The organism is Romboutsia hominis, from assembly GCF_900002575.1.
Classification (GTDB): Bacteria; Bacillota; Clostridia; order Peptostreptococcales; family Peptostreptococcaceae; genus Romboutsia_C; species Romboutsia_C hominis.
In genome coordinates this window covers 1,004,229-1,015,289 of sequence record NZ_LN650648.1, presented here as the reverse complement: position 1 = coordinate 1,015,289, position 11,061 = coordinate 1,004,229, and the positions used below count along the sequence as shown (strand labels likewise).

Sequence of the window (11,061 nt, the reverse complement as noted above, 5' to 3'; positions counted from 1 at the left end):
TAAACAAAAAAAATACATTGACTAAATTATCAATGTATTTTCGTGGATTTCAATGTTGGAAACTAGAGGAACCGAACCCTTGTCCGTAATTTAAATACATCATATGTTAATGCTAATCCTATATAAATACTCGTCATTTATATAATCATAAAAAAAACAACATAAGTAAACAACCATATTTTCATATAAATTTACCGCATAAACAAAGAGGAACGAATCGTTCCTCCTATCCATATATCCTATAATTTAACCTCTTCCCCTTAACACTCACCAAATAGTCCTTACTCATCTCAATAATCCTACTACCAGTAGCCTCATCAATTTCAACAAGCTCATCAAAACTCTTTTCCGTACTAACAATCATTGGCAAATTATTAAAATATCTAAAATTAATAATCTCAAATACAATATTTATATCACTTTTGCTAATCCCACCCTTAAACAAATCATCAATAAGTAGTACCCTAGCCCTTTTATACCTACCAATAGCTTTTCTATAATACTCCTCATCCATAATATTTTGCTTAAGAGATATAATAACATCCCTATAAGGCATATACAAAACACCTACTCCACTATCCATCAAATCATTGCTAATAGCTAGAGATAAATGAGTCTTGCCACTTCCTACTTGCCCCATAAATATTATAGAGTTTTGTCTAGTCTTTTCTATATTTTTAAAATTCTTTTTATAGCTTAAAGCCTTGTAATAAGCATCTATTGTCTGAACATCATAAGCATAATTAAAGTTTTTAAAAGTCTTTTTCCTAAACTCATCACTTATGCCACTATTTTTTAATATATCTTCACACTCTCTTAAAGCCCTACATTCACAAGGTATGGCAGTATTATCTTCTATTATAAATTTTAAATCTCTACACTTAACACATCTATACTCACTGTAGGAGTCTTTGTATTTCTCTGATTTGTTCTTCACTTGGCTTTTGATATATTGACTCATCTTCAAGTTCTTTAATGTATCTACTCTTTCCATTTTTCCTATCCCCTTTGTTTTTAGAACTTACTTCATAAGCATTTAAATCTTTTAAGCTTCTTATATTGTTATCTATCCACTTATTTATAATGCCATTTATATACCCTTTATTAACATGTCCTCTATCAGTAGCTACTTCTATAGCTTTTTTAAATAATCCTATATCTATATTTTCACTTATATAAATTAGCCACTCACTAACTAATTGATTTACAAATCCTATATTTTCTTCATATAATTTAGCATACCTACCTACATCATTTACTTCTTCTTCTTTATATTCTTCTTTATCTTTTTCTTCTTCTTTTTCTTGTCCTATATTTTCATACGACTCGTTATACGTATGGTGGTACGAGTCGCCATTGCTATACATATCAAACAAATCTTTTATTTCTTTTTTAGGTATACTCTCACTTACATATTTTATAAGTGATTTATCTTTTACTTCTTTTAGCTCTTTATTTATACAATCCATCATTGGCTTTCCAGTTCTATCTAGGTTGTACTTTCCCCAATGTTTAATGGCCAATTCCCTAGTTTCTTCATTATATTTTATAGTTTTGTATTTATTTATAAATATGTCCATTAAAGTATTTATAGTTTCAACAGAATAGCCTAGTTCAAAGGCTATCTGTTTTTTAGTTATTTTATATATTCCTATTTGAGTAGTATTTTGATTGCTAAGAATATAGACCATAAATATTTTACATTCTGGAGTATATTCTTCTAATACTTTATCATCTCTCCAAAACTGTGTATGTATCTTTCTAAATATTGCCACAACCTCACCTACTTCATTCTAAAAGTTCTAGATGTACTTGTTTTTGTATAATTTTTAATTATTTCTGGATAATCTACTTTTAATTTTTTAGTGTCTATACTATTTTTAATTACTTTTTTCCAAGTTATTTTTCTATCTTTACAAAATGCTGTTTCGTACTCTCTCATTTCACTTTGAATAATATGTTCTATTGTCTTTTTTTCTTTTTCAAGCTTGTTTATATTATCTACTATGCTATTGTAATGTTCTATTTTTTCATATAGACCATCATCTAGCACCACTACTTCATTTAAAGTTTCTTTATAGGTTTCTTTTAAAAACTTACCACACTCATCACTTCCAAATGGTAGGTTTACCTCTTTTTCTTTTTTCTTAATGAAATCTGTAATTTTTCTCATATCCAAATTCCTCCCCTATAATTTTTATAAAATATTTTTGACCTTTCCCTGTTATATAAGTAGTTACTTTTATCTTTTGACCATTATTTGTATTTACTACGTACTGACGAGTTTTAAATAGTCCTTGTTCTACATACTTTTGCTTTGGTTGGTTTTCATTTCCTTGATTCATAATATATCCATTTACTCTAAGCCAATAAAAAAGTCTATTCCTTCCAATATCTATTCCTAGTGAATTTAACATTTTAGCAAATGCACCTATACTTATAGCATCTTCACATTCCCCTACTACTTGTCCTATTTTTATATATGGTTCAAAGTCTTTTATAACTTTGTTTAATGCTTTTACTTTTTCTTTTTCACCTTTTAATTTTTGAGCTAGTTTTAATAGAAATTCTGGATTTTTAAGTATTTCATCTATTGTTTCATCATTCATATATACCCCATTTCTTCTTATACTTGGTAAAATCTCTTCTACTACCCACTTTTCAAATTTCTTTGCACTAGGTAGTTTAGATTTTAATACTAGCCTATATAGATTTGCTTCATCTATAAATTTTTTATTTATATTTTTAGTTTTTAAACTTCCATCTTTATTTTTTCCAGTTATTACTTTTGCCCTATAAATTGTCCCCATATCTTTATCACAATGATCTCTTATTGCTTTTCTAGGATTAGTATATCCTAGTATTTGTGCTACTTTAGTTGCTTCAAAGTATTCTTTATTATTTTCAAATACTACACTTATTTCTCCATATTCACTGCTTTTAAATACCTTTAAATCAAACATTTTATCCCCCATTTTTTAATTAAAATTTATTTCATATTTAGATAATTTATTTGTTACCTAAAAATATGCTTTCCACACTAACTCCAAGTATTTTAGCTAAATCTAATGCTTCATAAACTGTAAATGAGCTTTTCTCATTTTCTTTTTTTACATAAGTTACTTTTGACATATGTATAAGTTTAGCTATCTCCTTTTGTGTAAATCCTTTACTTACCCTTAACCCCTTTAAGTTTCTTTTATATCCCATATTTACTCCTTTATATATTTTATGATTATTTTTATTTAAACTTTGGTAACTTCCCTTGATAATTTAATAGTATTACCCTTTAGGTAAAATATCAACATGTTTTTATCCAAAAGGTAAAAATATGGTAACAAGTTGTATTTTTAGATAATTTTGTTATACATTTGGACTACTTCTGCTATAATTAAATTAAGGTGGGTGAAAAAATGGAAACTTTATCTATGAGATTAAAAGCTTTAAGAAAAGAAAAAGGGTTGACTCTTGAAGAGTTAGCTAAAGAATTAGATACCACTAAGGTAACTCTATCTAGATATGAAAATGGAATAAGAGAGCCAAAAGGTGAAACTTTAAATAAATTAGCAAATTATTTTAATGTTTCTACTGATTATTTGTTTGCTAGAACTGATGATAAAAACTACATATCAGATGAAGGAATAGCTGATGTTAAATTAGAAATGGATAAAATGCTTAAAAAGATTGGAGCTCATGGTAGTTTAATGTTTGATGGTGAGCCTATGACTGATGAAGAACTAGATAGTTTCTTACAATCAATGGAAGTTGTTCTTACTTTAGCTAAGAAAAAGCAAGAGTCAAAACTAAGGGGAAAATAATTAATGTTATTGGGGAGATTTTATGAATGCTAAATATGAAGCTAAAAAGCTTATAAATAAATATAAAACTAATAATCCTTTTGAACTTATGGATTATTTAGATATACTGTATATTCGCTATCCTCTTAAGGGAAATCTTAGAGGATATTATACTAAAGAATTTGGTGAGAAAGTTATATGTATTGATAGTAATCTTTGTGATGAGGAAGTTAACTTAGTAGCAGCCCATGAACTTGGTCATGCTATACTTCATGAAGATAAAAATATATTATTTATATCTAGAAATACACTTCAATCTAAGGATAAACTAGAAAAACAAGCTAATAAATTTGCTGCTGAAATACTTTTAGATGATAGTGTATTTAGTGAGTATTATGGCTATTCTTTAGAGGAAATTTCAAAGTGTGAATGTGTTTCTTATGAATTAGTTGAGCATAAGTACAATAATCTTAATAAGTAAGTTTTATAAATATTAAAGAGGGCTAATTTTAGCCCTCTTTATATGTAATATACTTAAATATCTTGTGTAATAAAACATCTATTTAATTATTGAATATTAAAAACTATATCTTAAGCTTTCCACTCAGATTTTAAAATTGAGTAAACATTTAAGTCATAAAAACTATCACCTAATTTACTTGCTTGCCTTAATGTACCTTCAAATTTCATATCATTTTTTATCATAACTTTACCTGAAGCAATATTTTTAGTATTATGCATTGCTACTATTCTATTTAATCCAACTTCATCAAATAAATACTTAATAACTGCATTTAATGCCTCACTCATAATACCTTTGTTCCAAAATGCCCTTGATAAGCAATAACCTATTTCACAAGAAGAATGCTTATCTTTTAAATTAAATACATCAATATCACCAATAACTTCATTAATTTCTTTTAATTCAATAGCCCAATGGTAGTTTTTTTCATCACTATACTCTCTAATCCAAGAATCTAAAAGCGACTTAGTAAACATGACATCTTTATGTGAATCCCATGATAGAAATTTGGAAACTTAATTATCTGATGCCCAGTTTCTAAACATATCATCAGCATCATTTATTTCATATTTCCTTAAAACTAACCTATCTGTATTTATTATTTTAGTTCCTATATGCTTTAACATATAAAATAATCCCCCTTTATTTGTAATTAAAGCTCTATAATTTAACATTTTATTTATATTTATTCTTTACAGCTTTCAATCCCTCTAATTTTTATTTAAATAATCGTTCTAAAACTAATTGCCACTAAAACATATATTTTCATACACATAAAAATAAGTGTCGATACTATAAAGTTATGACACCATAAAAAATATTAAATAAAAATATTTATAAATAGTTATATTGCAGATAAAACTATATTCTGCTACAATTACAAAAATATATAATTTGGAGGGATGATATATATATAGTACTACATGAGTTCGATGAAAATAAAAAGGCTATAATAAACCCTTGGAATATACAAAGTAAAATAGATGGATTTCCTAAAATAGCTGTATCATGTTTTTCAAAAACAACTTTTACAAGAATAATAAAAGAATTAAATGCTACCCAAATAGCACAGATGAGTGGAACAAACGGAAAAAACATAATATACAAAGTAAATTATGAAAATATAGACATAGCTCTATACATGTCAACTGTAGGAGCTCCATGTTGCATAGGAGAAATAGAAGATATATTTCAAATGGGATGTGAAAAAATAATATTATTTGGAACTTGTGGCGTACTAGATGCATCAATAGAAGATTGCTCTATTATAATACCAAATAGTGCAATAAGAGATGAAGGAACGAGCTATCACTATGCACCACCCTCTGATGAAATTAAAGTAAATACTAAATACATGGATGAATTTATAGAAATACTAGATAGTCATAAATTAAAATACACAATAGGAAAAGTGTGGACAACAGATGCAATGTATCGTGAAACAAAAGATAAGGTTCGAAGAAGAAAAGAACAAGGATGTATATGTGTAGATATGGAATGTTCAGCAGTGGGTGCAATAGCCTCTTTTAGAGAAAAAGAAGTATTTCATTTTTTCTATGCCGCAGACAATTTAGATAGTGAAGAGTGGAACCAAAGAAGTTTATCAAATGATGAAAAATTAATTGAAAAAGATAAAATAGCAACTATAGCTATGGAAATGGCAGTTAAAATAGCAACTAAATAATATATATTTGTTAGTACTATTAATATATTACGAATTAAAAAATCCAACAGACAATGTATTATCTGTTGGATTTTTTTAACATACTATTCATATATAGTATACTAAGTTTAACTCTTTTTAACATTTATTTAAATTTATTCTTGATAAAAATTATCCAATTTCTAGCTATTTTAACTATATAAAGAATCTGATTAAATATGCCAATCCTATAGAAATTATTAAACTATATATAGAATCCTTTGGTTTATCGTATAAAACAACTCATGTAGTTATGAAAAACACTGTATTGATTATACTTGTAAAATCGAAATACCACATTCCTATACTAAAAGAACATAATATCACTGTAATTATAGATACCTTAATAATAAATGGTACAATTCCATTCCCTTTAGCATACCAACAAACAAATACCATCATCTATAGCTAAAGTATCTAGCCATTTTGAAAAAATTCCAAGTCCAATTCCAAGAAGAGAAATTATGATTGAATTTATTATTCATATCCTTCTACTCCTTTTAGCTAGATTATACCATATTTACTACATAGGTTTTCTATTTCTTCCCTCAATATTATGTATTAATCGATTTCTTTCTCAAATACTATTTGATAACAATATGGATAATACATCCCATTACTATCTGCTGGTGGAATAACTAGCTATTTTAATCTCCACCCATTTTTTGCTTCTTCATTAATAATATTTTTGCATTTCTCAAAATGGTCGCCTTTTTTACTTTAAATCCTTGTTTTAATGGTACTTATATAAATTTATATTCAAACATCCTATCTCACCCCTCTATAAAAAACAAGCCTTATACAAAAATACATGTAGTAAGGCTTGATTATATTTATAAAAGAATTAAACTAACTATAAATTAAAAGATCTATCATCACTCTTTATATTCTTCTTATCAGCAACCCCAGTAAGCATAAGAGTCAACGCACCATCTCCAACAACATTACAAGCTGTTCCAAAACTATCTTGAAGAGCAAATATAGTTAATATAAGAGCTGTTCCAGTTTCATTAAATCCAAGAACACTAGTTATCAGACCAAGAGATGCCATAACTGTTCCCCCAGGAACACCAGGTGCACCTATTGCAAATACTCCAAGTAATAATATAAATAAAACCATATTCCCAACACTTGGAAGATGACCATAAAGAATTTGAGATACAACCATTACAAAGAATACTTCAGTTAAAACAGAACCACAAAGATGTATATTTGAACAAAGCGGAACAGAAAAATCTAATATATCTTTTCTTAAAACTTTAGACTTATTAGCACATTCTAGTGCTACAGGTAATGTTGCAGCAGAAGACATACTTCCAACAGCTGTTAAATAAGCTGGACCATAATATTTTATAACTTCCATTGGATTTTTTCCTGACATGATACCTGCAATAAGGTATAATACTGACATCCATATAAAGTGACCAATAAGTACAATAACTATAACCTTTAAGAATACTGGAAGATGATTAGTTATAGAACCTTCATATGCTAAACTAGCAAATGTTGTAGCTATAAAGAAAGGTAATATAGGTATTACAACTTTATTAACCAAGCTTAAAACTATATTTTGAAACTCATTTAGAAATTTTTCAACTAAGTCAGCTTTAGTCCAAGTTACAGCTAAACCAACTATTATAGATAAAAATAAAGCACTCATAACAGGCATTACTTGAGGTATGTCTAATTGAAAGATAAGTTCTGGTAATTCACGTAAAGACCCTGTAGTTGAAGCGATTGATAATTTTGGAATTAATATGTAACCAAATATTGCAGAAAATGCTGCTGCACCCACTGATGATATGTAAGCAAAACCAATTGCAAATCCTAATAATTGAGAAGCATTATGTCTTAATTTAGCTATGGATGGAGCTATAAATCCAATGATTATTAATGGAACTGAGAAGAATATAACCTGACCTAAAACGTATTTAAGAGTAACTATTACGTTCATTACGGACTCTGAAGATATAAATCCAACTATAAGACCAATAGTAACTGCTAGTACTAGCTTAAATATTAAGCTATCGAAAATCTTTTTCATAATAAATCCCCCTTTTAATATGAATAAATTTTTAAAATAAAATATTTAGTATGACAAAATATTATCATCATCAACACAAATGATAGCAAACTAGTACTTAATATTCAACAAAATTTAAGTATTTCTATAATATTAAATCAGATACACAAAAATAGAGTAATAACTTTAGATTACTACCCTGTAAGCTCGCAATATATTAAATAAATAAACTACTTAATTTTATCTAACTTATCAAAAAATATTGAAATCTCACCACAATTTGGACAAACAGTAGCCTTTACTTTTCCTTTTGTATCTGAAAAAACTCCACTTCCCTTTCCTAATAACACTGAAGCTTGAGCTGTAAAATTTTCAGTTTTCAACATATAATCTTCAACCATAGTTTCATTACATCTTAAACACTTTCTCATACTATCTCCTCCACAAAAAACATATTTTTGAGCATCATTTACTTTGTTTTGCCCTTTTTAAAATATATTTTAATCTATCATAAAATGTAAACTTATGATTACATTCAGTACAATTTCTCACAATATTTTCCCCTTTCAACCTTTTATTATAATATATAACAATTGTTAATTTAATTATAGCAGAACTTATAGTTAAACAACTGTCCACTAAAAGAAATAATTTGTTAATGATTTAGTATTTATATCTCCACATGCTTTTTAATATTTTATTTTTTAACTATCTTAAATAATTACATGATAAATAAGCAATAAAAATAGCTAGACATATGGGAATTACCCAATATCTAGCTATTTTAACTATATAAATAATCTGATTAAATATGCCAATACTATAGAAGTCATTAAACTATATATAGATCCCTTTGGGGTATCGTACAAAACAACTAATATAGTTATAAAAAACACTGTATTTATTATACTTGTAAAATCGAAATACCACATTCCTATACTAAAAGAACATAATATCATAACTGTAATTATACATACCTTAATAATAAATGGTACAATTCCATTTCCTTTAGCATACCAACAAACAAATGCCAATAATGGAGAAATAATTGTTACTGCATACCATATCATCATGTAATTCATCGGATTAAATCCTGCAAAAATAATACTATATATATGATAGCTAACACACATACCTAAAAAGAATAAAAATACATTAATGCCTGCTCGTAAAGGTGTATTACTAAAAATAGATATACATACTGCAAGTAAAATCCACACTCCAAGTAAAGAGAATACATTTCCTAAATCTAGTATACCTAAAATATGTTGCCACCAAATACCATCATCTATAGCTAAAGTATCTAGCCACTTTGAAAAAGTTCCAAGTCCAATTCCAAGAAGAAAAATTATGATTGAATTTATTATCTTTTTGGAAGTCGTCAAATCATTCTTAGGAGTTCTTATTTGTTCTAAAAATTTTATCACTGTCTAACTCACTTTCTTATGTAAATTCCTATTTATATATATTATTTAAAATATTTCCTAAATGATAATCCCTAAGGATGAAAATATTTTAAATCCTCTATTAGTTTACTTTTTATGCTTATTTTTATTATATAAAAATAAGCCAACTCCAGCTATCAATATCCCAAATACTGCAATTGCCCCGTATGGAATTGTAAAAAAATATGTAGTCATTTTATCCCCCCTTTATTTAACACCTTGTCCACTAAAACTCCATTCATCATAAAACTCATTTAAAAACTCTTCCATAAATTTATGTCTTTTTTCTGCTATTTCTTTTTCTGCTAAATATTTAGCTAAGTTATAAACCCTTTCTATGTGAAACCAATCGTGTCCACTTCCCTCACCATATAGTTTGTTCTTTACAAACTTCTTAGTTTTTTCTATCATTAAAATCTTATTCATATCTCTTAGCCCTTCATTTAATAATAAAGTTTATAATAACATACATTTAATTTTTTATGGATAGTTTTTAACCTATATATTATTATTTCTTCTTAAATTTATTAGGTTTTAAAACTCTCATAGCTATTATATATCCACATTCTGTACATACACTAGCTACTACTTCTTGTGTTTTAGGAATTAAACTATTCGAATTAATTAATCCACCATAACCTACAAAACTACCTTCTCCAATTTCATTACATCCACATAATGGACATTTTTCTAAATCCATTGATAATACCCCTAAAATATGTCTTATTTAAATTAGCATTATATTAAAATTTTTTAGGAATTATTATGCTAATTTAGCTAATTTTCTCATCCACCAATCCTTAGTTAAATACATATATCCATTTGGAGTTATTACAATATATTCATCATTTACATCTAATACATCTGGTACTCCCGTATATACTATATCTATATAAAGATTAAATCCCTTAACTTTTCTATTTAATTCACATTCTAATTCATCTATATAATCACAAAATCTATTTTCTCCCATAATTTCATAGTAAGAAATCGCACTTTTACCTCCAGCTTGCATATCCCACCACTCAATGAAATATGGATATGATTTTTTACAGCATTCCCTAAGCTCAATATATTCCAGCTCTAAAAAATTATTTACATTATATATTTCACTAACAAGTATACTCATTCTATTATGGTTAATATTATTACATCTTTCTTCTATAACTCCATTAAACCATAGTTTCCACTGTAATTTTAGCTTTTCAATATGTAAATCATCAAAAACTAGATTTGATAGATTAGTTGGCCAAGGTGTATTTGATTCATTAAAATTTTCATTATCAATTAAATTATACATACACCCAGTAAATATAATAAAGTTTAATAACTCATCCTTAGATGTTCTAATAGACCAAGATTCATTAGTATATTCACTTATCATTTTAAATACCCCCTTACTATTATTTTTTATTTTGTGTTATATAATAATTGTAAATAAATATATGCATAATTATACTATATGTTATAACTATTTGTATATTTCAACATAATTTACTTTAAGTTCTTCTCTTATATCTTTAAAATGATAAGATATGTAGGATTAATGTAAGCCTTAATAAATATATAAT

At 26.8% G+C, this 11,061-nt stretch carries 14 protein-coding genes and 2 pseudogenes; 3 read left to right on the top strand and 13 right to left on the bottom strand.

Features of this window, described 5'->3' with window-relative positions; translation table 11 throughout:
- Positions 1 to 226 precede the first annotated feature (226 nt).
- From FRIFI_RS04890 to FRIFI_RS04870, 5 genes are read right to left on the bottom strand one after another with little or no spacing between them, the layout of a single operon-like run.
- A complete protein-coding gene (locus FRIFI_RS04890; RefSeq protein ID WP_166505157.1) occupies positions 227 to 994 on the bottom strand; it encodes an ATP-binding protein in 768 nt (255 codons plus the stop codon).
- Positions 897 to 1,775, bottom strand: coding sequence for a DnaD domain protein (locus FRIFI_RS04885; protein ID WP_166505156.1), 879 nt, complete (start codon positions 1,773 to 1,775; stop codon positions 897 to 899). The genes FRIFI_RS04890 and FRIFI_RS04885 overlap by 98 nt, the downstream gene beginning before the upstream one ends.
- A gap of 8 nt (positions 1,776 to 1,783) precedes the next feature.
- Complete coding sequence (locus FRIFI_RS04880; protein ID WP_166505155.1) at positions 1,784 to 2,173, bottom strand: hypothetical protein; 390 nt, start codon at positions 2,171 to 2,173, stop codon at positions 1,784 to 1,786.
- Positions 2,148 to 2,963: a phage antirepressor KilAC domain-containing protein gene (locus tag FRIFI_RS04875; protein ID WP_166505154.1), complete on the bottom strand. Its 816-nt coding sequence runs from the start codon at positions 2,961 to 2,963 to the stop codon at positions 2,148 to 2,150. The genes FRIFI_RS04880 and FRIFI_RS04875 overlap by 26 nt, the downstream gene beginning before the upstream one ends.
- Before the next feature lie 46 nt (positions 2,964 to 3,009).
- Complete coding sequence (locus FRIFI_RS04870; RefSeq protein WP_092926452.1) at positions 3,010 to 3,210, bottom strand: helix-turn-helix transcriptional regulator; 201 nt, start codon at positions 3,208 to 3,210, stop codon at positions 3,010 to 3,012.
- 203 nt (positions 3,211 to 3,413) lie between these two features.
- Here FRIFI_RS04870 and FRIFI_RS04865 point away from each other — a divergent pair, with 203 nt between their 5' ends.
- Positions 3,414 to 3,818, top strand: a complete 405-nt coding sequence (locus FRIFI_RS04865) for a helix-turn-helix domain-containing protein (protein ID WP_166505153.1) — start codon at positions 3,414 to 3,416, stop codon at positions 3,816 to 3,818.
- Positions 3,819 to 3,840: 22 nt separating this feature from the next.
- Complete coding sequence (locus FRIFI_RS04860) at positions 3,841 to 4,278, top strand: ImmA/IrrE family metallo-endopeptidase (RefSeq protein ID WP_166505152.1); 438 nt, start codon at positions 3,841 to 3,843, stop codon at positions 4,276 to 4,278.
- Between the two features lie 110 nt (positions 4,279 to 4,388).
- Here FRIFI_RS04860 and FRIFI_RS04855 read toward each other — a convergent pair.
- Positions 4,389 to 4,814: pseudogene (locus tag FRIFI_RS04855) on the bottom strand (GNAT family N-acetyltransferase); the annotation flags it as partial.
- Positions 4,815 to 5,185: 371 nt separating this feature from the next.
- On the opposite strand from FRIFI_RS04855, the gene FRIFI_RS04850 reads away from it, so the two are divergent.
- The gene (locus FRIFI_RS04850; protein WP_330405613.1) at positions 5,186 to 6,004 is read left to right on the top strand and encodes a nucleoside phosphorylase; all 819 of its coding nucleotides are present in this window, start codon (positions 5,186 to 5,188) and stop codon (positions 6,002 to 6,004) included.
- A 660-nt stretch (positions 6,005 to 6,664) separates the two neighbouring features.
- On the opposite strand, the pseudogene FRIFI_RS15520 reads toward FRIFI_RS04850, so the two are convergent.
- The 7 genes and pseudogenes from FRIFI_RS15520 to FRIFI_RS04815 form a co-directional block, all read right to left on the bottom strand.
- Positions 6,665 to 6,730, bottom strand: a pseudogene (locus FRIFI_RS15520) (DUF4177 domain-containing protein); the annotation flags it as partial.
- Between the two features lie 145 nt (positions 6,731 to 6,875).
- Complete coding sequence (locus FRIFI_RS04840) at positions 6,876 to 8,066, bottom strand: dicarboxylate/amino acid:cation symporter (protein WP_166505151.1); 1,191 nt, start codon at positions 8,064 to 8,066, stop codon at positions 6,876 to 6,878.
- 209 nt (positions 8,067 to 8,275) lie between these two features.
- Positions 8,276 to 8,476 carry a hypothetical protein gene (locus tag FRIFI_RS04835; RefSeq protein WP_166505150.1) on the bottom strand — a complete coding sequence of 67 codons (201 nt, stop codon included), beginning with the start codon at positions 8,474 to 8,476 and terminating at the stop codon, positions 8,276 to 8,278.
- 357 nt (positions 8,477 to 8,833) lie between these two features.
- Positions 8,834 to 9,472: a hypothetical protein gene (locus FRIFI_RS04830; RefSeq protein ID WP_166505149.1), complete on the bottom strand. Its 639-nt coding sequence runs from the start codon at positions 9,470 to 9,472 to the stop codon at positions 8,834 to 8,836.
- A 225-nt stretch (positions 9,473 to 9,697) separates the two neighbouring features.
- On the bottom strand, positions 9,698 to 9,916 hold the full coding sequence (locus FRIFI_RS15130) for a hypothetical protein (protein ID WP_242871338.1): 219 nt from the start codon (positions 9,914 to 9,916) through the stop codon (positions 9,698 to 9,700).
- Between the two features lie 82 nt (positions 9,917 to 9,998).
- Entirely contained in the window at positions 9,999 to 10,190 is a 192-nt protein-coding gene (locus FRIFI_RS04820; RefSeq protein WP_092926472.1) for a hypothetical protein, read from the bottom strand.
- A 63-nt stretch (positions 10,191 to 10,253) separates the two neighbouring features.
- Positions 10,254 to 10,874: a hypothetical protein gene (locus FRIFI_RS04815; protein WP_166505148.1), complete on the bottom strand. Its 621-nt coding sequence runs from the start codon at positions 10,872 to 10,874 to the stop codon at positions 10,254 to 10,256.
- Positions 10,875 to 11,061: the final 187 nt, after the last annotated feature.

Coding starts and splice junctions, on each gene's coding strand:
- FRIFI_RS04890 (WP_166505157.1), bottom strand. CDS start 994: ATGGAAAGAGTAGATACATTAAAGAACTTGAAGATGAGTCAATATATC.
- FRIFI_RS04880 (WP_166505155.1), bottom strand. CDS start 2,173: ATGAGAAAAATTACAGATTTCATTAAGAAAAAAGAAAAAGAGGTAAAC.
- FRIFI_RS04875 (WP_166505154.1), bottom strand. CDS start 2,963: ATGTTTGATTTAAAGGTATTTAAAAGCAGTGAATATGGAGAAATAAGT.
- FRIFI_RS04870 (WP_092926452.1), bottom strand. CDS start 3,210: ATGGGATATAAAAGAAACTTAAAGGGGTTAAGGGTAAGTAAAGGATTT.
- FRIFI_RS04865 (WP_166505153.1), top strand. CDS start 3,414: ATGGAAACTTTATCTATGAGATTAAAAGCTTTAAGAAAAGAAAAAGGG.
- FRIFI_RS04860 (WP_166505152.1), top strand. CDS start 3,841: ATGAATGCTAAATATGAAGCTAAAAAGCTTATAAATAAATATAAAACT.
- FRIFI_RS04840 (WP_166505151.1), bottom strand. CDS start 8,066: ATGAAAAAGATTTTCGATAGCTTAATATTTAAGCTAGTACTAGCAGTT.
- FRIFI_RS04835 (WP_166505150.1), bottom strand. CDS start 8,476: ATGAGAAAGTGTTTAAGATGTAATGAAACTATGGTTGAAGATTATATG.
- FRIFI_RS15130 (WP_242871338.1), bottom strand. CDS start 9,916: ATGAATAAGATTTTAATGATAGAAAAAACTAAGAAGTTTGTAAAGAAC.
- FRIFI_RS04820 (WP_092926472.1), bottom strand. CDS start 10,190: ATGGATTTAGAAAAATGTCCATTATGTGGATGTAATGAAATTGGAGAA.
- FRIFI_RS04815 (WP_166505148.1), bottom strand. CDS start 10,874: ATGATAAGTGAATATACTAATGAATCTTGGTCTATTAGAACATCTAAG.